At 68.7% G+C, this 21,103-nt stretch carries 16 protein-coding genes; 7 read left to right on the forward strand and 9 right to left on the reverse strand.

What is annotated here, in order from left to right; translation table 11 throughout:
• Positions 1 to 168 precede the first annotated feature (168 nt).
• The 5 genes from HWX22_RS01460 (at position 169) to HWX22_RS01480 (ending at position 5,386) form a co-directional block, all read left to right on the forward strand.
• Positions 169 to 1,203, forward strand: coding sequence for a substrate-binding domain-containing protein (locus HWX22_RS01460; protein ID WP_175914915.1), 1,035 nt, complete (start codon positions 169 to 171; stop codon positions 1,201 to 1,203).
• A gap of 413 nt (positions 1,204 to 1,616) precedes the next feature.
• Complete coding sequence (locus HWX22_RS01465) at positions 1,617 to 2,303, forward strand: type 1 glutamine amidotransferase domain-containing protein (RefSeq protein ID WP_059525276.1); 687 nt, start codon at positions 1,617 to 1,619, stop codon at positions 2,301 to 2,303.
• Positions 2,304 to 2,446: 143 nt separating this feature from the next.
• A complete protein-coding gene (locus HWX22_RS01470; RefSeq protein ID WP_175914916.1) occupies positions 2,447 to 3,556 on the forward strand; it encodes an NADH:flavin oxidoreductase/NADH oxidase in 1,110 nt (369 codons plus the stop codon).
• A 161-nt stretch (positions 3,557 to 3,717) separates the two neighbouring features.
• Positions 3,718 to 4,788, forward strand: a complete 1,071-nt coding sequence (locus HWX22_RS01475; RefSeq protein ID WP_175914917.1) for an AI-2E family transporter — start codon at positions 3,718 to 3,720, stop codon at positions 4,786 to 4,788.
• Between the two features lie 223 nt (positions 4,789 to 5,011).
• On the forward strand, positions 5,012 to 5,386 hold the full coding sequence (locus HWX22_RS01480) for a hypothetical protein (RefSeq protein ID WP_175907070.1): 375 nt from the start codon (positions 5,012 to 5,014) through the stop codon (positions 5,384 to 5,386).
• A 39-nt stretch (positions 5,387 to 5,425) separates the two neighbouring features.
• Here the strand turns inward: HWX22_RS01480 and HWX22_RS01485 are convergent, their stop codons facing one another.
• Positions 5,426 to 6,220, reverse strand: a complete 795-nt coding sequence (locus tag HWX22_RS01485; RefSeq protein WP_175914918.1) for an SDR family NAD(P)-dependent oxidoreductase — start codon at positions 6,218 to 6,220, stop codon at positions 5,426 to 5,428.
• A gap of 161 nt (positions 6,221 to 6,381) precedes the next feature.
• Here HWX22_RS01485 and HWX22_RS01490 point away from each other — a divergent pair, with 161 nt between their 5' ends.
• Positions 6,382 to 7,230 carry an AraC family transcriptional regulator gene (locus HWX22_RS01490; protein ID WP_175914919.1) on the forward strand — a complete coding sequence of 283 codons (849 nt, stop codon included), beginning with the start codon at positions 6,382 to 6,384 and terminating at the stop codon, positions 7,228 to 7,230.
• 94 nt (positions 7,231 to 7,324) lie between these two features.
• Here the strand turns inward: HWX22_RS01490 and HWX22_RS01495 are convergent, their stop codons facing one another.
• The 7 genes from HWX22_RS01495 to HWX22_RS01525 all read right to left on the reverse strand — a co-directional run bounded on the left by HWX22_RS01495 (position 7,325) and on the right by HWX22_RS01525 (position 17,122).
• Positions 7,325 to 7,930, reverse strand: coding sequence for a LysE family translocator (locus HWX22_RS01495; RefSeq protein WP_175907067.1), 606 nt, complete (start codon positions 7,928 to 7,930; stop codon positions 7,325 to 7,327).
• 94 nt (positions 7,931 to 8,024) lie between these two features.
• Positions 8,025 to 9,482: a heavy metal sensor histidine kinase gene (locus HWX22_RS01500; RefSeq protein ID WP_175907065.1), complete on the reverse strand. Its 1,458-nt coding sequence runs from the start codon at positions 9,480 to 9,482 to the stop codon at positions 8,025 to 8,027.
• Entirely contained in the window at positions 9,479 to 10,174 is a 696-nt protein-coding gene (locus HWX22_RS01505; protein ID WP_059450219.1) for a heavy metal response regulator transcription factor, read from the reverse strand. Before HWX22_RS01505 ends, HWX22_RS01500 begins: the two co-directional genes overlap by 4 nt.
• A 21-nt stretch (positions 10,175 to 10,195) precedes the next feature.
• The gene (locus HWX22_RS01510; RefSeq protein ID WP_175907319.1) at positions 10,196 to 11,701 is read right to left on the reverse strand and encodes an efflux transporter outer membrane subunit; all 1,506 of its coding nucleotides are present in this window, start codon (positions 11,699 to 11,701) and stop codon (positions 10,196 to 10,198) included.
• 5 nt (positions 11,702 to 11,706) lie between these two features.
• A complete protein-coding gene (locus tag HWX22_RS01515; RefSeq protein WP_175907063.1) occupies positions 11,707 to 12,939 on the reverse strand; it encodes an efflux RND transporter periplasmic adaptor subunit in 1,233 nt (410 codons plus the stop codon).
• A 33-nt stretch (positions 12,940 to 12,972) separates the two neighbouring features.
• Positions 12,973 to 16,140: an efflux RND transporter permease subunit gene (locus HWX22_RS01520; RefSeq protein ID WP_175907061.1), complete on the reverse strand. Its 3,168-nt coding sequence runs from the start codon at positions 16,138 to 16,140 to the stop codon at positions 12,973 to 12,975.
• 214 nt (positions 16,141 to 16,354) lie between these two features.
• A complete protein-coding gene (locus HWX22_RS01525) occupies positions 16,355 to 17,122 on the reverse strand; it encodes a Crp/Fnr family transcriptional regulator (protein WP_175914920.1) in 768 nt (255 codons plus the stop codon).
• Between the two features lie 168 nt (positions 17,123 to 17,290).
• Here HWX22_RS01525 and HWX22_RS01530 point away from each other — a divergent pair, with 168 nt between their 5' ends.
• Complete coding sequence (locus tag HWX22_RS01530) at positions 17,291 to 18,943, forward strand: acyl-CoA synthetase (RefSeq protein WP_175914921.1); 1,653 nt, start codon at positions 17,291 to 17,293, stop codon at positions 18,941 to 18,943.
• 39 nt (positions 18,944 to 18,982) lie between these two features.
• Here the strand turns inward: HWX22_RS01530 and HWX22_RS01535 are convergent, their stop codons facing one another.
• The gene (locus tag HWX22_RS01535; protein WP_175914922.1) at positions 18,983 to 20,965 is read right to left on the reverse strand and encodes a methyl-accepting chemotaxis protein; all 1,983 of its coding nucleotides are present in this window, start codon (positions 20,963 to 20,965) and stop codon (positions 18,983 to 18,985) included.
• Between the last annotated feature and the right edge of the window lie 138 nt (positions 20,966 to 21,103).

The following is a 21,103-nucleotide window of genomic DNA, read 5'->3' on the forward strand; positions in this document are numbered from 1 at the left end:
GTCGGCGTTGTTTCCGTTGACGGTGAAAAGGAACTGCTGAGGTGGCATTGATATCCAAACCGGTTTGGATGCTATTTCAAACCGGTTTGGACGTCAAAAGATAAATATTTGACGGTAATAACTACCATTCGGAAATAATTGCCGCCGCACGCGGATTGAACGAATGGCATGCACAACGCGAGGAGCGACGTGAAGGTGAATCTGAAGGCGCTGTCGGATGCGCTCGGACTGTCGCGCACGACGGTCAGTCGGGCGCTGAACGGCTACGACGATGTGAGCGAGGCGACCCGCGAACGCGTGATGAAGGCTGCGCGCGAACTCGGTTATGTCGCGGATCCGACCGCACGGCGGCTGGCGACGGGGCGTGCCGATGCGATCGGCATCGTGTATCCGTTCGGAGCCGGCGATCTGGGCGACCCGCGCTTCGGTGAAGTCGTTGCGGGCATCACCGAGCGGCTTGGCGAGCGCAATCTCGACTTCATCATCGCGGCCGCACGGCCGAACGCCGAACTCGACTCGTATCGCCGGCTCGTCGACGGCCGGCTCGTCGATGGGCTGATCGTCGCGCGCACGCTGGTCGACGACCCCCGCCTCGCGTACCTGCGCTCGAATGCGTTTCCGTATGTCGCGTATGGCCGTACGCAAGCCGCCGAGCCTTACGCCTGGTTCGATTTCGACAACGAAGCGGGCGCGCGCGATGCGGTGCGGCGTCTGATCGGCTTCGGTCATCGACGGATCGCGATGATCAGTGCGCCGCTGTCGCTGAATTTCGCGATGCAGCGCCGCGCCGGCTATCTCGCGGCGCTGCGCGAGGCCGGCATCGAACCCGATCCGGCGCTGCTCGTCGAGTGTCCGTTTACGCGCGACGGCGGCCAGCAGGGCGCGCAGGCGCTGCTCGCACAGGCCGAACGGCCGACTGCGCTGCTCGTCGACAACAACATTTCGGGGGGCGGCGCGTTCCGGGCGCTGGTCGACAGCGGCTTGCGGCTGGGGCGGGACATGTCGCTCATCGTCTATGACGGGGTGCCGCCGGAGGTCGCGTACCCGCATCGGGTAACGGCCGTGGTGCAGCCGACCGGGCATGCGACCGGACGTGCGCTGGCGGACCTGATGCTGGGCCTGCTCGCCGACGGCGTGCGCGGCCATCGGCTCGAGATGCCGATCATCGAGGCAGGCGATACGGACGGGCCGTTGCACGGCTAGCCGTTTCGGCGGCACGCCCCCGTGGGGCGCGATCGGCAACGCACGTTGCGGGGCGCGCTCCGGCGCAAAAGCCATGACGGCGGCAGGGCTGAATGCCTGGTTTCTAGACGACCGGTCTAATCCGGGGCTATCATCCAGCCTCATGAATACGACGTCGTTCCTGCCAACGGACGCGAAGATGCCATATCGCGCTGCGATGCTGGTGGTGCAGGAGATGCCGTTGTTTTTTTCGAGCTGCTTCTAGACGACTGGTCTAATAGACTTGAGCAATATTTTTGGCGCGGAGCCGGCACGTTGACGCGTGCCGGCGGCCTAACCGGCAGGCGCGCCGTCGTCGCCGGCACGCGGCGTGCGTCGCGTGGGCTGCCGCCGCGACGCGGCCCCGTTCCCCCATTTCGAAGGAGTGTCCGATCATGAAGATTCTGGTTGTCCTGACCTCGCACGACACGCTCGGCGACACCGGCAAGAAGACCGGCTTCTGGCTCGAGGAACTGGCCGCGCCGTACTACGCGTTCACGGATGCGGGTATCGAGCTGACGCTCGCATCGCCGAAGGGCGGCCAGCCGCCGCTCGACCCGAAAAGCAGCGATCCGGCCGCGCAGACCGACGCCACGCGCCGCTTCGACGCCGATCCGGCGGCCAAGGCCGCGCTCGCGGCCACGCGCAAGCTGGCCGACGTGTCGGTCGACGATTACGACGCGGTGTTCTATCCGGGCGGGCACGGCCCGCTGTGGGATCTCGCCGAGGACCTGCACTCGATCGGCCTGATCGAGCGTGCGCTGGCGGCGGGCAAGCCGGTCGCGGCCGTGTGCCACGCGCCGGGCGTGCTGCGCCACGTGAAGGATCCGAAGACCGGCGAATCGGTCGTGCGCGGCAAGCGTGCGACGGGCTTCACCAACAGCGAGGAAGCGGCCGTCGAGTTGACGGAAGTGGTGCCGTTCCTCGTCGAGGACATGCTGAAGACCAACGGCGCGCAGTTCGAGCGCAGCGCCGACTGGGCGCCGCATGTCGTCACCGACGGGTTGCTGATCACGGGGCAGAACCCCGCGTCGTCGGAACCCGCTGCCGAGGCGCTGCTCGCGAAGCTCGGCCGTCAGTAAGCCCGCGCGGTGCCGGCATGACCGGCACCTGGCCGTTTTCGTCGTCGGGCGCAACCGGCCCGGCGACGCCCGAACCGTTCCGTCGTGCGCACCGCACGGCGGCTCATCCAGTCGTTTCGTAGAACCAAGCAAAGGAGTGGTGGATGTCTGCCCTGTTCGAACCGTTCAAACTGAAGGATGTCACGCTGCGCAACCGCATCGCGGTGCCGCCGATGTGCCAGTACGTTGCCGAAGACGGCGTCGTCAACGACTGGCATCACGTGCATCTGGCCGGTATCGCGCGCGGCGGCGCGGGCCTCGTGATCGCGGAGGCGACGGCCGTGTCGCCGGAAGGCCGCATCACGCCGGGCTGCGCCGGGTTGTGGACCGATGCGCAGGCCGAGGCGTTCGCGCCGTCGGTCGCGGCGATCAAGGCGGCCGGCGCGGTGCCGGGCATCCAGATCGCGCATGCGGGCCGCAAGGCGAGCGCGAACCGTCCGTGGGAAGGCGACGACCACATCGCCGACGGCGATCCGCGCGGCTGGCAGACCATCGCACCGTCGGCCGTGCCGTTCGGCGCGCATTTGCCGAAGATGCCGCGCGCGATGACGCACGACGACATCGCACGCGTGCAGGCCGACTTCGTCGCGTCGGCGAAGCGTGCCCGCGACCTCGGCTTCGAATGGCTCGAACTGCACTTCGCGCACGGCTATCTCGGCCAGAGCTTCTTCTCCGTGCATTCGAACCGGCGCGACGACGAATACGGCGGTTCCGCCGAAAACCGCGGCCGTTTCCTCGTCGACACGCTGAAGGCCGTCCGCCAGGTCTGGCCGGAGCATCTGCCACTGACCGCGCGTCTCGGCGTGATCGAATACGACGGCCGCGATGAGGAAACGCTCGCCGAATCCATCGCGCTCACGCAGCGGATGAAGCAGGAAGGCCTCGACATGCTGAGCGTGTCGGTCGGCTTCTCGACGCCCGACGCGCGCATTCCGTGGGGCCCGGCGTTCCTCGCGCCGATCGCGGAACGCGTGCGCCGCGAGGCCGGCTTGCCGGTGTCGTCCGCATGGGGGATCGACACGCCGCAACTGGCCGAGCGTGTCGTCGCCGAACAGCAGCTCGACCTCGTGATGGTCGGCCGCGCGCATCTGGCCGATCCGCACTGGCCGTACTACGCGGCCAAGCAGCTCGGCGTCGAGCGTCCGTCGTGGACGCTGCCTGCGCCGTACGCGCACTGGCTCGAACGCTATCGCGTCGCCGACAAGGTGGCCTGAGCGCACGTCGCACCGCGCGGCGCGCGCGACGTTCGCGCCATGCATTTGACAATGCTTGGCATCGCGTCCGCGTGTCGTGGCGGTATCGATGGATAGAATGGCGGTTCGCACCGGCCCTCGGCCCGCGCGAACCGCCATTTTTTCATTTCGACAGAGGTGCCATGCGCGCACATGTCTCGCCTTCCCAGGAATCCGCCGCGCGGCCGCGTGCCCAGCAGATCGCCCGCGCCGTGCTGTATGCGGCGCTGCTGGTGCTCGCGCTGTGGGTGATCCGCGATTTTCTTCCCGCCATCGCGTGGGCCTGCGTGATCGCGATCGCGTTGTGGCCGTTGCTGAAACGCTTCGAATCGGACAGCTGGTTTCGCGATCGGCCAACCCTGATCGCGACCGCGATCACCGCGGGCGTGTCGCTGCTGGTCGTGCTGCCGGTCGCCATCGCGCTGGGCCAGGCGATCTCGCAGGCGCATGACCTGCGCATCTGGCTGCACTCGATCCAGGACAACGGCATTCCGCTGCCGGACGTCGTCGGCCGGTTGCCGTACGGTGCCGCGCAGGTCACCGAGTGGTGGCAGGCCAATCTCGGTCATCCGCTGCACGCGGGCACCGCGATGCATGGCGCGAGCGGCGAGAAGTTCATCGCGTTCGGCCGGCAGTTCGGCACGAAGCTCGCGCATGCGCTGTTCGAGTTCGGCTTCATGCTGGTCACGCTGTTCGTGATCATGCGGGCCGGCCACAAGTTGTCGGGCGCGTTGCTGCAGGGCGCGCGGCGTGCGTTCGGCCGCGGCGGCGCGCACCTGATCGAACGGATGGTCGCGGCCGTGTACGGCACGGTGACGGGGCTGGTCGTCGTCGGGCTGGGCGAGGGCGCCATTCTCGGCGTCGCGTATGCGCTCGCGGGGGTCCCGCACGCGGCGCTGCTCGGCCTCGTCACGGCCGTCGCCGCGATGCTGCCGTTCTGCGCGCCGATCGTGTTCTGCGGCGCGGCGCTCTGGCTGTTCGTGCAGGGTGCGACCGCGTGGGCCGTCGTGGTGCTGGCGGTCGGCTTCGTGGTCGTGTTCGTCGCCGAGCATTTCGTGCGGCCGGTGTTGATCGGCAGCTCGACCCGCCTGCCATTCCTGCTCGTGCTGTTCGGCATCCTCGGCGGCGCCGAGACGTTCGGCCTGATCGGACTGTTCGTCGGCCCGGCGCTGATGACGGTGCTGACGATGCTGTGGGCCGAGTGGGTCGCCTGACGGCGAGGCTCGTTGCGCCGATCCGGGCCATCGGCGCAACAGCATTGACGCGTGAGCGAGCCCGCGCGGCGCTTTCATGGTTCGCGACGATCGGGCGCGAGCCGGGCCGCGCCGAGCGCGGCGTCGGACACAAGTCTCTACATTTCTTTTCGATCCGGACCCAAAGGTCTAGTAGCATGGGGCTTTCGATCACGCCGGCATGGCGCGGCAGATTCTTCCAAGCATGCGATTGATTCCGATGTACCGTCCTGCAGCGACGCTGTCGCTGGCCGCCAGCTGCCTGATGCTGCACGGTTGCGCGTGGTTCGACTCGTGGCTGCCGTTCTCCTATTCGCGCACGCCGCTGGCGCGGGCCGCGTCGCGGCACGGCGCGACGCGCGCCGACGTTGTACGCGCGGGCGGCAACCCGCGCAGCGTGTGGATGGTCCGTAACGGAAGCGGCGTCTGCTACAACTACTTCATCGAGCACGGCAACGATCACCGGGCGTACTTCGTCGTGTTCGACAAGGCCGGTGCCGTCACGCAATACGGCTTCGATACCTGCATGGACGCCGACCGCAAGGGCACGCTTCAACCGGACAAGGCGGCTTCGCGATAGCGCGGCCGCCATGCGCCGCGCGAGCGTGTCACGCAGTCGTCACGCGATCGTGTCGACCACGCCGCCGTCGACGCGCAATGCCGCGCCCGTCGTCGCCGAGGCCTGCGGCGAGCAGACATACACGACCAGATTCGCGACTTCCTCCGTCGTTGCCGGCCGCTGGATGATCGAGCTCGCGCGCTCGCTGCGCACGAAATCCACCGCGACGTCGTCGATGCTGCGGCCCGTCGCGTCGGCCGTTTCCTTCAGCAGCGCGCGCACGCCCTCCGACATCGTCGGCCCCGGCAGCACCGAATTGACGGTCACGTTGGTTCCGGCCGCGAGTTTCGCGAGGCCGCGCGCGATCGCGAGCTGCGCGGTTTTCGTGAACCCGTAGTGAATCATGTCGACCGGGATGTTCAGGCCCGATTCCGACGAAATGAACACGACGCGGCCCGTGTTGCGCGCGAGCATCCCCTTCAGGTAGTGCCGCGCGAGACGCACGCCTGACATCACGTTCATCTGGAAGTAATGGGCCCATTCGTCGTCGTCGATGTCGAAGAACGCCTTCAGCCCGTAGATGCCCGCATTGTTCACGAGGATGTCGGCCTCCGGCGTGTGCTGCGTGACACGCGCGACGCCGGCGGCGTCGGACAGGTCGGCGGCGACGCCGTCGACGTCCGCGCCCGGTACCGCGCTGCGCAGCTGCGCGAGCGCGGCATCGACCGACTTGTCGCTGCGTCCGTTGACGATGACACGTGCGCCCGCCTGCGCGAGCCCTTCGGCGATCGCCAGCCCGATGCCGGCGGTGGAAGCGGTGACGACCGCGGTTTTGCCTGTCAGATCGATGTGCATGAATGTACCGGTTGGAAGAGGGGAACGGAACCCGCCGCGTCTGCCGTGGCGGCCGAAATCAAAGCTTAGGCGATCCGGCCGCGGAGCGTCGGTTCGCGGTTGCATCGCGCCGCGCAGTCTTGTACGGTGTGCGTTCGCCATCCGATCCGGGAGCCCGTCGCGTGAGCCGTTCCGCCAAACCCCTCGCCGTGCCATCGCCGTTCTGGCGCGACGCCGCGCTGCCGTTCATCGAGGCGCGCACCGTCGACGACGGCCGGACGATCTGCTACGCGAAGCACACGCACGACACGTTTTCGCTCGGCGCGATCGTCGGCGGCACGAGCACTTACCTGAACGGCGCGACGAAGGAACACGTCGGGCGCGGCGTGCTCGTGATCATCGATCCGGAGCAGGTGCATGCGTGCAATCCGTATGGCCCCGACGCGTGGGCGTACCGGATGGTCTATGTCGACGTGCCTTGGCTCGCGCGGCTGCAGCATGCGCTCGGACGCGACCCGAACAGCGATTTTCACGGCTTTTCGCCGAAGTTGACGGAGCGGCGCGACCTGTTCGCGCAGTTCGGCGGCTTTTACCGCACGCTCGTGGCACCCGGCGTCGATCCGCTCGGCAAGGAAAGCGCGGCGGTCGAATTCTTCACGCGGCTGCACGGCGCGCTCGATCGCGAACTGCCCGTCGATACGCGGCGCGGGACCGACAACGCGAAGCTCGCCCGCGCGGCCGACTACATCGCCGCGCATTGCCGTCAGGCCGTCACGCTCGATGCGATCTGCGCGGCCGCCGACCTGTCGCCGTCCTACCTGATCCGCGCGTTCAACGCCCGCTACGGGATGACGCCGCATGCGTTCCTGGTCGACCGTCGCGTGCAGTACGGCCGCACGGAACTGCGCCGCGGCCGGCCGATCGCCGAGGTCGCGCTCGATGCGGGCTTTGCGGACCAGGCGCATTTCCAGCGCGCGTTCCGACGCATCGCGGCCGCCACGCCGGGCCAATATCGAAGCGCCGCGAACTGAGCGGGGGAAGGGCCGGCACGATGGCGGCGCCGCAACGGCGGGCGACGGCTCGCACCGCCGCCGCCCGCAGCAACACCCGTTCGAAGCGACGACGCTAGACGTCGAGCAGATAAAGCGCGCTGCCCGCGAGCAGCAGCGCCATCGCGCGGTTGAACAGCCGCATCCGCCGCGCGTTCGCGAGCCAGTGCCGCAGCGACGCACCCGCATACCCCCAGCACGAGATCGACGCGAAGCAGATCACCAGATACAGCGCCGCGAATTGCCACACCTGCGCGCGACCGCCATCGGCCGCATACGCGCCCATCGCGGCCACGCATGCAAGCCAAGCCTTCGGGTTCAGCCATTGCATCGCCGCGCCGGCCGCCACCGACGGGCCGGCGACGTTTGGCGCGTCCGGATCGGCCGGATCGGTCGACAGCCGGCCGTCGTCGAGCGCCAGCCGCAGCGCGAGGTAAAGCAGGAACGCGATCCCCGACCATTGGGTGGCCGTGGTCAGCATCGGCCAGCGGGCGAGCGCCACGTGCAGCCCGAGGCCGATCAGCAGAAACAGCGCGACGAAGCCGAGCGTCGCGCCGGCCGCATAGCGCAGGCTCGCGCCGAGACCGTGGCGCGCACCCGCGCCGAGCGCGACGATATTGACGGGACCGGGCGTAATCGACGACGCCAGCGCGAACGCGGCCATCGAAATCAGCATGCTCATCATGTGTCTCCATGCGAATGTGAAAGTCGCATCGAGACTAAAGAAGCCGCGCGTGTCCGTATTGAAGAAAACTGCCCTGGGCGGCGCGGTGCCGTCAGTGCATCGCGCGCGGCGCGTGCGTCGGCCGCAGCACCTGCGGGTCGCCCGCGTCGCCCGCCTCGGCTGAGCGTATCGGGCCGACGCTGCACGCCTGCGTCGACACCGAGAAGCCGAACGTATTGACGCCGCCCGAGCACGCGACGAACACGCTGCCGCCGTGCATCTCCGCGACGGCCTTGACGATCGACAGCCCGAGCCCGTGGTTCTCCTTGCTGTTCGCGCGCGCTTCCTCGAGCCGGTAGAAGCGCTCGAACACGTGCGAGCGCTGCACGGGGTCGATCGGCTCGCCGGGGTTGGCGACCGACACGTCGACGAGCGTGTCGCGCGGCGTGATCGTCACGTTCAGCGTCGCGCCGGGCACCGAATGCTGGATCGCGTTGATCAGCAGGTTGGTCATCGCGCGGCGGAACAGCGACGGGTCGACGGCCGCGCGCGCATCGCCGTGCAGTTCGGCGCGCAACTGCGCCTCGTCCAGCGGAATCTCGAGGAAGTCGAGCATGCGCCGCACTTCGTCGGCGAGCGACACGTGCTTCAGGTCGGTCGCGCGCTCGCCGCGATCGCTGCGCGACAGGAACAGCATGTCGTTGATGATCACGCGCAGACGCTCGAACTCCTCGAGGTTCGACTGCAGCGTCTGGCGCATCCGGTCGACGGAGCGGTCGCGGCTCGTCAGCGCGACCTGGGTCTGGCCGATCAAAATGCTGATCGGCGTGCGCAGCTCGTGCGCGACGTCCGCGTTGAAGGCCTCGAGCCGCGCGTAGGTCTGCTGGATGCGCTCGAGCGCGCCGTTGAACGACGCGGCCAGATCGCGCAGCTCGGTCGGCAACGCGTCGGTGTGCAGCCGCTGGCGGCGGTTGGTGGCGTTGATCGCCGCCGCGTCCTGCGACATCCGTTCGAGCGGCGCGAGCCCGAAGCGCGCGACCGCGCGGCTCAGCAACAGCGTGACGACGGTGGCGATCGCGATCAGCGCGGCGAGCGTCCACACGAAACGGCGCAGCATCCGCTGCGTGCGCTCGCACGACGACGCGACGATCAGCTTCAGGTCGGGGCGCTCGCCGCTGCCCGCGATCGGGACGGTCTTCGTCATCACGTCGTAGCTGCTGTGGTTGAGCGCGTATTGCTGGAACGCACCGAACGGCTTGCCGACGGGCACGCCGTCGACCGGATGACCGAAGCGGAAGTTGGCGTCGGGGCTGTCGATCTGGTAACGCGTCGACCCGTCGGGCGGTTCGAGATCGGCGAGCTTTTCCTGCATCAGGCGGCCGCGCGCGGCGGTGGTCGCGTGCGACACGATCATCTGCGCGACCTTCGCGCGCGTGTCGATCGTCGCGCGCAGTTCGGCAAACAGCTGGCGCTCCATCATCACGAACAGCCCGCAGCCGACCAGCGTGAACACAAGCAGCGACACGATGCCGAACATCGCCGACAGACGCAGGGTGATCGAGCGCTTCATGCGTGCCTCTCGCTGTCGGCGTCCTCGCGCGCCTCGAGCACGTAGCCCATGCCGCGGATCGTGTGCAGCAGCTTCTCCGCGAACGGGCCGTCGAGCTTGGCGCGCAGGCGCTTGATCGCCGTCTCGACGACGTTCGCGTTGCTGTCGAAGTTCACGTCCCACACGAGTTCGGCGATCGTCGTCTTCGACAGCACCTCACCGCTGCGCCGCGCGAGCACGCCGAGCAGCTGGAATTCCTGCGCGGTCAGGTCGAGGCGCGTGCCGTCGCGGGACGCGCGCCGGCCGATCAGGTCGACGCGCAGGTCGCCGATCGAGATCAGCGTCGATTCCTGCACGCGCGCGCGGCGCGTGAGCGCGCGCAGCCGCTCGATCAGTTCGAGGAACGAGAAGGGCTTGGTCAGATAGTCGTCGGCGCCGCCGCGCAGCCCGCGCACGCGATCGTCGACGCGGTCGCGCGCGGTCAGCATGATCACGGGCGTCTGCTTCTGCGCGCGCAATGCGCGCAGCACGCCGAAGCCGTCGAGCTTCGGCAGCATCACGTCGAGCACGACCACGTCGTATTCGAATTCGACGGCCTTCCACGCGCCGTCCTCGCCGTCCAGCGCGGTATCGACGACCCAGCCTTCCTCGGTCAGGCCGCTCTTCAGGTATTCGACGACTTTCGGTTCGTCTTCGACGATCAGGACCTTCATGGGTGTGTCCTTGTAACCGGGTTAGGGGCCGACGCTCGCGGCGGGCCGGAGGGTTGCCGCCGCGACGTCGGTCGGCGTGGCGCCGCCTGTCGCGCCGCCGTCCCAGCCGCCGCCGAGCGCCTTCGCGAGAAACACGACGAGCGCCGCACGCTGGCCCTGGATCTGCACGGCCTGGCGCTCGCTCGTCAGCAACTGCTGCTGGGCCGTCAGCACGTCGATGAACGGCGTGAGGCCGCCGGCATAACGGTCCTGCGCGAGCGACACGAGCTTGCGCGCGTCGTCGACGGCCGCCGACGCCTGCTGCGCGGCTTCGGCCAGCACCGCCAGGCCCGTCACCGCATTCTGCACCTCCTGGAACGCGGTGAGCACGGTCTGCCGGTAACTGGCCTGCGCGGCCACGTAGCCGGCCTGCGCGAAATCGACGCCGGCCTTCAGCTTGCCGCCTTCGAACAGCGGCTGGCTGACCGACGCGCCGATCGACCACAGCAGCGCCGGCACGGTGAACAGCCCGGAGAAGCGCGTCGCGTCCCAGCCGATGTCCGGCGACAGCGCGATGCGCGGGAAGTACGCGGCGCGCGCGATGCCGATCTGCGCGTTCGCGGCGGCCATCGCGCGCTCGGCCGACGCGACGTCCGGGCGCCGCTGCAGCAGGTCGCTCGGCATCCCGGTCGGCAGCGCGGGCGCGTTGATCGGCACCACGCGCGGCGGCAGCGAGAATTCGGGGGCCGGCGTGCCGACCAGCGTCGCGATCGCGGTCTCGACCTGCGCGCGCTGCTGGATCAGCAACTGCGCCTGCGTGCGCGTCGCATCGAGCTGCGCGCGTTGCTGCAGCAGGTCGAGGCCGGACACCGCGCCGAGGTCGTGGCGCGCGCTCACATAGTCGAGCGCCTTCTGCTGCAGGTCGATCGAGCGCTTGACGACGTCGATCTCGCTGTCGAGCTCGCGCAGCGCGAAGTAGCTGGACGCGAGATCGGCGGTCAGCACGAGGCGGGCGTTCGCGAAATCGTCGCGCGCCTGCTCGGAGCTGGCCTGCGCGGATTCGACGCTGCGCCGCACGCGGCCGAACAGGTCGAGTTCGTAGCTGACGCTTGCGCCAACCTGGATGTCGTTCTGCACGGTCGACATGCTGCGCGTCGCGTAGTTGGTCTGCGGCCGGTCGGCGGAGATCTTGAAGCGCTGGCCGCTCGCATTCAGGCCGACGGCCGGATACTGCGCGGACGCGACCGACGCGAGCGTCGCCTTCGCCTGGTCGTAGCGTGCGGCAACGGCCTTCAGGTTCTGGTTGTTGCGCAACGCGTCGGCTTCGAGCGCGTCCAGCTGCGCGTCGCCGAAGGCGGTCCACCAGGCCGGATCGAGCGGCGCACGGGCGGGCGCGGCCGGGTGCCAGTACGCGTCGGCCGGGTCGAGCCGCCACGCGGCCGGCGTCTCGACGGCGGGGCGCCGGTAGTCGGGGCCGACCGTGCAGCCGGCAAGGGCCGCGACCGCGACGACGGCCAGGACCGCGGCGGGGCGCAGGCGGGCGCGCATCGCGCTCACGACTTCGCTCCCGCGGCGGCGGACGCCGGTTTCACGGCCGGCGGCGCCTGCACGATGACGGTGTCGCCGTTCGCGAGCGCATCGCTCGGGTTCGCGACGAGGCGGTCGTTCGGCGTGAGCGGGCCGTCGACTTCGAGCGTCTGGCCGATCGTGCGCGCGATCGTCACTGCCTTCAGGTGCACCTGGCCGTTCGCGTCGACGGCTGCGACCGTCGGTCCTTCGGCGCGGAACAGCAGCGTGTTGGCCGGAATCTGCAGGCGGCCGACCGGTGTCATCGGCAGCGTGGCCTGCACATACGAGCCGGGGAGCAGCCGTCCGTCCGGGTTCGGCAGCGTGATCTCGATCTGCAGCGAGCGCGTCGCGACGTCGATCGCCTGGGACGTGCGCGTGATCGTGCCGTCGAAGGTCTGGCCGGGCAGCTCGGCCTGCGCGACGCTCACGTGCTGGCCGACCTTCACCTGCTGCGCGTACGCCTGCGGCACCTGCACGTACAGGCGCAACTGGTCGGCCTGCACGACCGTGAACAGCGAGCGGCCCGCGTTGCCGGAATTGACGAGGTCGCCGACGTCGACGTTGCGCTGCGTGACGATTCCGTCGATCGGCGCGACGATGCGCTGGAAGCCCTTCAGTTCGGTGAGCCGGCGCATGTTCGCATCGGCCGCGGCGAGGTTCGCGCTGCCCTGGTTGAACGCGCCTTGCCGGTCGTCGAGTTCCTGCTGCGACACCGCATCGCGCTGGCGCAGCTGCTGCGCGCGGTCGAACGACGTCTTCGCGAGCGCGAGCGCGGCCTGCGCCTGCTGACGCTGCGCGGTGGCCTGCGCGAGTTCCTGGTTGAGCTCGGGCGTATCGAGCTCGGCGAGCAGTTGCCCCTGCTTCACGTGCGTGCCGATGTCGGCCTGCCAGCGCAGCACGTAGCCGCTCGCGCGCGCATAGATCGGCGCCTCGACGAAGCCGCGCAGCGTGCCGGGCAGCGTCAGCTTGCCGCCCGTGGCCGCATCGACGGGATGCACGACGTTCACGTACTGGCGCGTGTTCTGCTCGGCCACCGCGTCGAGCCGGTTGCGGTTCAGCACGTTGACGACGATCGTGCGCGCGGCGCCCGCGGCCAGCAGCACGCCGACCACGATCAGTACGACCCGCCCGCGCCGCGACACCGACGTGCGCGTCGGCAGGTGCATGCCGTGTTCGTCCACCTGGATGCCGACGGAGCTGTGATGTTTCTCTTCCATGAATTGACCGGGTCTAAAGGCTAGGGGCGAAAGTCAGTGTCCGGCCTGGCGCGCGCGCCGGCGGGCCAGCCGCGAATGCACGCCGCCGAACACGAGCGGCACGAACAGCAGCGTCGAAACGGTGGCGAACAGCAGGCCGCCGATCACCGCGCGGCCGAGCGGCGCGTTCTGCTCGGCGCCTTCGCCGAGACCGAGCGCCATCGGCACCATCCCGATGATCATCGCGAGCGCCGTCATCAGCACCGGGCGGATCCGCGTCGCGCCGGCCTCGAGCGCGGCCGTGAGCGGCGGCGCGCCGGCGGCGAGGCGCTGGCGCGCGAACGACACGACCAGGATGCTGTTCGCGGTCGCGACGCCCACCGTCATGATCGCGCCCGTCAGCGCGGGCACGCTCAGGTGCGTGCCGGTGATGAACAGCATCCACGCGATGCCGGCGAGCGCGGCCGGCATCGCGCTGATGATGATCAGCGGATCGAGCCACGACTGGAAGTTCACGACGATCAGCAGGTAGACGAGCACGATCGCCATCGCGACGCCCGCGCCGAGACCGATGTACGACGTGCGCATCGTCTCGACCTGGCCGCGCACCGTGAGGTCGGTGCCGCGCGGCAGCGTCGCGCGCGCGTCGGACACGATCCGGTCGATCGCGCCCGCAACCGAGCCGAGGTCGCGGCCCTCGACGCTCACGTACAGGTCGATCGCCGGGCGGATGTTGTAATGCGTGATCACGGCCGGGTTTGAGACGGGGTGGATCTGCACGAGGTTGCCGAGCAGCTGCAGCGGCATGCCCGTGCGCCCGCTCGCGGAAATCGGCGTGCCGAGGAGGTCGTCGATCGACGCGATGTTGTATTGCGGGGTCTGGATCTGCAGCGGGTACTGGACGCCGGTGCGCGGGTTGATCCAGAACGACGGGGTCGTCTGGGAACTGCCGGACAGCGAGATCAGCATGTTCTGCGCGACGTTCTGCGCGGAAAGGCTGAGCTGCTGCATGCGCGTACGGTCCATATCGGCCACCAGGGTCGGTTCGTCGTTGCGCTGCAGTACGTGCACGTCGACGGTGCCGGGGATTTGCCTGATCTTTTTCATCAGGCTGCTCGCGATAGCCATGTTACTCGCGAGATCGTTGCCGAGCACCTGCACGTCGATTGCGGCCGGCTGACCGAAGTTGAGGATCTGCGTGATGATGTCCGACGGCTGGAAGAAGAACTCGACGCCGGGGAAGCGCTGCGGCAGCAGCGTGCGCAGCGTCTGCACGTAGTGCTGGGTCGAGCGGTGGCCCGGCTTCAGCGCGATCATCAGTTCGCCGTCGAGCGTGCCGATCGTGCCGCTGTTGCTGTACGACAGGTTGATGCCGCTCACCGGCAGCCCGAGGTTGTCGACGATCGCGCCGAGTTCGTCGGGCGGCACGACTTCACGGATCGCGCGCTCGACCTGGTCGGCGAGGCGCGCGGTTTCCTCGATCCGGTAGCCGGTCGGTGCGCGCATGTGCAGCCGGATGTTGCCGGAATCGGCGTTCGGGAAGAAATCGCGGCCGAGCACGAACACGAGGCCGGTCGACAGCAGGCAGAAGCCGAGGAAGCACGTCGCGTAGAAGCGGCGGCGCACCAGCAGGATGCTGAGCAGCACGATGTACCACGCGCGCAGCCGCTCGAACGCGGCGTTGAACGCGTGATGGAGCCGCGCGAAACGCGACGTCGAGTGCTCGGGGCCGGTGCTCGCCTGCTGCGGGCGGAACAGCAGCATCGCCAGCGTCGGCACGAGCGTGCGCGACAGCACGTAGGACGCGAGCATCGCGAACACTACGGCTTCGGCGAGCGGCACGAACAGGAAGCGCGCGACGCCCGTCAGGAAGAACATCGGCACGAACACGATGCAGATGCACAGCGTCGACACGAACGCGGGCACCGCGATCTCGCCCGCGCCTTCGAGAATCGCGTCGTGCAGATTAGTGCCGAGATGCAGGTGCCGCTCGATGTTCTCGATGGTGACGGTCGCGTCGTCGACCAGGATCCCCACCGCGAGCGCGAGCCCGCCGAGCGTCATGATGTTGATGGTCTCGCCGAGCGCGGCCAGCGCGATCAGCGACGTGAAGATCGACAGCGGAATCGAGATCGCGATGATCAGCGTGCTGCGCCAGTTGCCGAGGAACAGCAGGATCATCATCGCGGTCAGCACGGCGGCGATCAGCGCCTCGTGGATCACGCCCTGCACGGCGGCGTTGACGAACACCGACTGGTCGAACAGGGGGGTGATCGTGAGCCCTTCGGGTAGCGTCGGGATCACCTTCGGCAGCAGCGCCTTCAGGTCCGACACGACCTTCAGCGTCGACGCGTCGCCGGTCTTCAGGATCGACATCAGCACGCCGCGCTGGCCGTTCTGGCGCACGACGTTGGTCTGCGGCGCGAAGCCGTCGCGCACCGACGCGACTTCGCGCAGGTAGGTCGTCGCACCGTTGACGGTCTGCACCGGCAGGCCGTTGATATCGGCGACCGTGTCGGCCGACGCGTTCGTGTCGATCCGGTATTCGGTCTGGCCCATCTTCGCGGTGCCGGTTGGCAGCACGAGGTTCTGCGCGTTGACCGCGTTGACGATGTCGGCGGGCGTGAGGCCCTTCGCGAGCAGCGCCTGCGGGTCGAGGTCGATCGCGACCACGCGCGTGCGGCCGCCGTACGGAAACGGGATCTGCGCGCCCGGGATCGTGATCAGTTGCGGGCGCAGGAAGTTGAGCGCGATGTCGGCGAGCGACTGTTCGCTGAGCGTCTTGCTGGACAGCCCGAGCTGGATCACCGGGATGCTCGACGCCGAATAGGTGATCACGAGCGGCGGCGTCGCGCCCTGCGGCATCTGCCGCACGATCGCCTGCGCGGACGAAACCGTCTGCGCGATCGCGGTCTGCACGTTCGCGCCGGGCTGCAGGAACACCTTCACGACCGCGATGCCGGGCAGCGAGGTCGACTCGATGTGCTGGATGTTGTTGACGGTCGTCGTCAGGATCCGTTCATGAACGGCCGTGATCCGGTTGGTCATCTCCTTCGCGGAGAAGCCGGTGTAATTCCAGATCACGCTGATGACGGGAATGTTGACCGCCGGCAGGACGTCGACAGGCGTGCGCATCAGCGCAAGCGGGGTGGCCAGCACGATCATGATGGCCATCACGATGAACGTGTAGGGGCGCCTGAGCGCGAGATTGACGATCCACATGGAGGCAGCGGGACAGGCGGTGATCAGGCGTCGGTGAAGGGAACCCGAATGATAGGCGTCGGGGCGGAACGGGTCACTGGCGCGAAACTGGCGGAATTGTCAGGTTGGGGCGGGGCGGCGCAAGGTCGATTCGTCGGATGAAACGTGCGCGGACACCGCCGCCGGACCGCACGCGCATGCCGCATCGGCGGCGGCTCCGCGCATCGGACGCCGCTCAGATCTGTTCCATCCCGACCCGCGCGAGTGCGGCCAGATCGACGACCTCGATCTGGTTGTACGCGAGCCTCAGCACGCCGAGTTTCTCGAGCTGCTGCAACGCCTGGTTGATCCGCTGCCGCGACACGCCGACGAGCATCCCCAGTTCCTCCTGCGAGATCGCGAGCGACGGGCCGGTGTCCGGGTACAGCGCGGGGTTGAACAGCTGCGCGAGCGCCTGCGCGACGCGCGCGTCGACATCGAGCAGCCGGCTGTTCTGGATCGACGCGATGAATTCGCCCATCCGGTTGTTCAACTGATGGATCACGAAGCGCGTGAACGGCAGGCTCGTGTCGAGCAGCGCATGGAACGTGTCGACCGGGACGAACAGCACGATCGAGCGCTGGACGGCGACGACTTCGTACTTGCGCAGTTCGCGCTTGATCACGCTGCCTTCACCGAACCAGCCGCCCGACGGCACGCCGGAAAACGTGCAGCCGCGCCCCGACGCGTTGAAGATCGCCAGCTTCAGCAATCCGCGATGCACGCCGATCCAGTATTCGGACGGCGCGAGCCGCTGCGCGATCACGTCGCCGGCTTCGCGCCGTTCCGCGTGGGACTGCGCGAGCACGAGCGCCTGGTGTTCCGGCGCCAGCGCGCGGAACCACGCGCACTGGCCGAACAGCACGGACAGGGCCGGCAACGGGCCCGGTTCGGGCGGCGGGTTGGCCGGCGAGTGGTCCGGCGTAGCGGCCGCGTCGGGCGGCGCAACGGAGTGGTCGTGCATGGGTGCGGGTTTGCGAGGATAGGGATAACGCGCAGCGTTCATCGGGCACTCTGTCGTTTCGATGACAGACGGCTCACAATAGCGCCCGTTAGGCTATCGGCAATTGAACCACATCAAAACCGATCGGGGTGCATGCGCGCCGGCCGGCAGAAAACGGGAGACAGGATCATGACGCAGATGTTCGAGGCCGGACTCGGCCGCCGCGATGCCAACTACGTGCCGCTCACGCCGATCGATTTTCTGGTCCGCGCGGCCGAAGTCTACGGCGAGCGCCTCGCGATCGTGCACGGCGACGTGCGGCGCACCTGGGGCGAGACCTACAAGCGCGCGAAGCAGCTCGCGAGCGCGCTCGCGCGGGCCGGCGTCGCGCGTGGCGAGACGGTCGCGGCGCTGCTGCCGAACATCCCGGCGATGGTCGAGGCGCACTTCGGCGTGCCGATGGCCGGCGCCGTGCTCAATACGATCAACACGCGGCTCGATATTTCGTCGGTGCTGTTCATGCTGCGTCACGGCGAAGCGAAGGTGCTGATCGTCGATACCGAATACGCGGAGCTCGCGCATCGCGCGGCGCTCGAAGTGCCGGGCCTGAAGATCGTCAGCGTCGCCGACGCGATGCCGGCCGACCCCGCGCGCTTCGCGGGCGCGACCGACTACGAGGCGTTCGTCGCGGGCGGCGACCCGGACTACGCGTGGACACTGCCCGCCGACGAGTGGGAGGCGATCGCGCTGAACTACACGTCCGGCACGACCGGCGACCCGAAGGGCGTCGTCTATCACCATCGCGGCGCGTATCTCGCGGCGATCAGCAACATCCTCGAATGGGACATGCCGAAGCACGCCGTGTATCTGTGGACGCTGCCGATGTTCCACTGCAACGGCTGGTGCTTCCCGTGGGCCGTCGCGGCGCGCGCGGGCGTGAACGTCTGCCTGCGCAAGTTCGACGCGAAGACGGTGTTCGACCTGATCCGTCGCGAACGCATTACGCATTACTGCGGCGCGCCGATCGTGCAGAGCGCGATCGCGAATGCGCCGGCCGAGTTCCGCGCGGGCATCGATCACACGGTGCACGCGATGGTCGCCGGTGCCGCGCCCGCGCCGGCCGTGATCGCGAAGATGAAGGAGATCGGCTTCGACCTGCTGCACGTGTACGGACTGACCGAGGTCTACGGCCCGGCGACCGTATGCGCGAAGCAGGCGCACTGGGACGAACTGCCCGACGACGAGCGCGCGCGGCTCAATGCGCGGCAGGGCGTGCGCTATCACCTGGAAGCGGGCGCGACGGTGCTCGACCCGGACACGATGGCGCCGGTGCCGGCCGACGGCGAGACGCTCGGCGAGATCATGTTCCGCGGCAACATCTGCATGAAGGGCTACCTGAAGAACCCGCACGCGACGGACGAGGCATTCCACGGCGGCTGGTTCCACACGGGCGATCTCGGCGTGCTGACGCCGGACGGCTATATCCGCATCAAGGATCGCCGCAAGGACATCATCATTTCCGGCGGCGAGAACATCTCGAGCATCGAGGTCGAGGATGCGCTGTACCGGCATCCGGCCGTCGAGGTCGCCGCGGTGGTCGCGATGCCCGACCCGAAATGGGGCGAGGTGCCGTGCGCGTTCGTCGAGCTGCGCAACGGCATGAGCGCGACCGAGGAGGAGATCGTCGCGCACTGCCGGCAGTTGCTCGCGGGTTTCAAGGTGCCGAAGGTCGTGCGCTTCGGCGAGCTGCCGAAGACGTCGACCGGCAAGATCCAGAAATTCCAGCTGCGCAACGCGGTCGGGTCGGACAAGGCGATCGACCTGGCGGGGGACAAAAAGTGATCGACGCGACCGGGCGGTTGCCCGGTCGTTCGTCGTGCGTCACGCGTCGCGGGCCAGCCGGAACACGCTGACGGCTTCCGACAATTGCGCGGCCTGGTCGCGCAACGCGACGGCCGCGCGTTCTGCATCCGAGATCAGCGTCGCGTTCTGCTGCGTCGCCTCGCCGATCTGCGTGATGGCCTGATTTACCTGCTCGATGCCGGTCGATTGCTCGCGCGACGCGGCGCTGATCTCGCCGATCAGCGTGCTGACCTGATCGACGCGCTGGACGATGTCGCGCATCGTGCCGCGCGCGGCGTCCGCGATCCGATAGCCCTGTTCGACGGTCGTCGACGATTCGGCGCTCAGCGCGTCGATTTCCTTGACCGCGGCCGCGCTGCGCTGCGCGAGCGCGCGCACTTCGGCCGCGACCACCGCGAAGCCCCGACCGTGCTCGCCCGCGCGCGCGGCCTCGACGGCAGCGTTCAGCGCCAGGATATTGGTCTGGAACGCGATGCCTTCGATCGTGCCGGTGATTTCGGCGATCCGGCGCGTCGCACGGCCGATGTCGTCCATCGTCGCGACCACGCGTTGCACCGCCGTGTCGCCGTCGGTCGCGGCGGCCGATGCGTCGACGACCAGCGCGTTCGCCTGCGCCGCATGTTCGGCGTTCTGCTGCACGGCGGCCGTGATCTGCTCCATGCTGGCTGCCGTCTGTTCGACGCTGCTCGCCTGCGTCGCGATCCGCGCGGCGATGTCGCCGCTGCCGGCCGCGATGCCGACCGTGCCGCGCGCGATGTCGGACGAGCCGCTGCGCACCTGCGCGACGATCCGCGCGAGGCCGTCGCCGATTCCGTCGACCGCCTGCACGAGCCGGCCGATTTCGTCGTTGCCCGCCGCGCCGCGCGCGGCGGCGCCGTCGCGGATGCGGATGCTGAGGTCGCCGGCCGCGAAGCGTTCCGACGCACGCGCCGCCGCATCGAGCGGCCGGCTCACCACGCGCCGCACGACGACGAGGAACAACGCCGCGAACGCCGCGACGAGCACGGCCCCGATCATCAGGAAACGGTTGCGGACGGTGCGCATGCTCGCGAGCAGTTCGTCGTCGAGCGCGATGCCGCCGACCAGCCATTGCCACTGCGGAATCGTCGTGAACGACACGAATTTGGCGGTGGGCCCGGTGTCGTGCGCGGCCGGATCGGCCGACGTGTAAGCGAGCCGGCCCTGGCCGGCGGCGAGCATCTGCGTGTACGGCGCGCGCGCGTCGTCCGCGCGCTGGCCGGCCGCGTCGGGATGGACGACGAAGGTGCCGCGCGATGCACCCGGCGACGCATCAAGCACGAAGTAATAGCCGTTTTCACCGATCTTCAGCGCCCGGATGCCGTCCTGCACGACTTGCAGCTCGGCACCAACGTCGAGGCCGACGAACAGCGCGCCGATCACGCGGCCCGTCGCGTCGGTGACCGGCTTGTACTGCGTGATGTACGGCCGGCCGAACAGTTTCGCGAGGCCCGTATAGCTGCGTCCGGCGACGAGCGGCGCGTAGGCGGGGCTTGCGCGATCGAGGCGCGTGCCGACCGCGCGCGTGCCGTCCTGCTTCTTCAGCGACGTCGTGATGCGGACGAAATCGTCGCCGTCGCGCGCGAAGATCGTCGCGATCGCGCCGCTTTTCTTCAGGAACTGGTCGGGAATCGCGTAATCGAGGTTGAGCGGCTGGCCGCCTGCGGACAATGTCGGCGCGGCGACGCCGCCGATGTCGACGGTGCGGGCCGGGTCGAGCGCGAAATCGGCCGGCAGGAAACTGGCGAACAGCGCCATCGAGCGCGTGGCTTCGGCGGACAGCGCCTTGTCGAACATCTCGACCATCGCGCGGATCGACTGCTCCTTGTCCGCGATGCGCGCATGGGCCTCGTCGGCGAGTTGCTGGCCGGCGAAATGGGCGAGCGCCCATGCGAAGGCGGTAAACAGCAGCGCGACCAGCACGCATGCCAGCGCGGCCAGGCGCGCGCCGACGCTCGCCCGGCCCAGTTGGGTCAATCTCATACGAATCCTGAGTGGAGAGGGAGAGAGGCGGAACGCACGCGCCACCGCATACCGTAAGGAATACGGCAGGTTCGGCGAATTCTTTAGCGGTGCGAAGCCGCAAGGGGCGAGCAGGTTGGCCCGATGCAGGCGGGCGGC

Source organism: Burkholderia sp. BCC1638, assembly GCF_902833195.1.
GTDB classification, from domain to species: domain Bacteria; phylum Pseudomonadota; class Gammaproteobacteria; order Burkholderiales; family Burkholderiaceae; genus Burkholderia; species Burkholderia diffusa.

Coding starts and splice junctions, on each gene's coding strand:
- HWX22_RS01535 (WP_175914922.1), bottom strand. CDS start 20,965: ATGAGATTGACCCAACTGGGCCGGGCGAGCGTCGGCGCGCGCCTGGCC.
- HWX22_RS01525 (WP_175914920.1), bottom strand. CDS start 17,122: ATGCACGACCACTCCGTTGCGCCGCCCGACGCGGCCGCTACGCCGGAC.
- HWX22_RS01480 (WP_175907070.1), top strand. CDS start 5,012: ATGCGATTGATTCCGATGTACCGTCCTGCAGCGACGCTGTCGCTGGCC.
- HWX22_RS01510 (WP_175907319.1), bottom strand. CDS start 11,701: ATGCGCGCCCGCCTGCGCCCCGCCGCGGTCCTGGCCGTCGTCGCGGTC.
- HWX22_RS01495 (WP_175907067.1), bottom strand. CDS start 7,930: ATGAGCATGCTGATTTCGATGGCCGCGTTCGCGCTGGCGTCGTCGATT.
- HWX22_RS01520 (WP_175907061.1), bottom strand. CDS start 16,140: ATGTGGATCGTCAATCTCGCGCTCAGGCGCCCCTACACGTTCATCGTG.
- HWX22_RS01530 (WP_175914921.1), top strand. CDS start 17,291: ATGACGCAGATGTTCGAGGCCGGACTCGGCCGCCGCGATGCCAACTAC.
- HWX22_RS01500 (WP_175907065.1), bottom strand. CDS start 9,482: ATGAAGCGCTCGATCACCCTGCGTCTGTCGGCGATGTTCGGCATCGTG.
- HWX22_RS01505 (WP_059450219.1), bottom strand. CDS start 10,174: ATGAAGGTCCTGATCGTCGAAGACGAACCGAAAGTCGTCGAATACCTG.
- HWX22_RS01475 (WP_175914917.1), top strand. CDS start 3,718: ATGCGCGCACATGTCTCGCCTTCCCAGGAATCCGCCGCGCGGCCGCGT.
- HWX22_RS01470 (WP_175914916.1), top strand. CDS start 2,447: ATGTCTGCCCTGTTCGAACCGTTCAAACTGAAGGATGTCACGCTGCGC.
- HWX22_RS01460 (WP_175914915.1), top strand. CDS start 169: ATGCACAACGCGAGGAGCGACGTGAAGGTGAATCTGAAGGCGCTGTCG.
- HWX22_RS01465 (WP_059525276.1), top strand. CDS start 1,617: ATGAAGATTCTGGTTGTCCTGACCTCGCACGACACGCTCGGCGACACC.
- HWX22_RS01515 (WP_175907063.1), bottom strand. CDS start 12,939: ATGGAAGAGAAACATCACAGCTCCGTCGGCATCCAGGTGGACGAACAC.
- HWX22_RS01485 (WP_175914918.1), bottom strand. CDS start 6,220: ATGCACATCGATCTGACAGGCAAAACCGCGGTCGTCACCGCTTCCACC.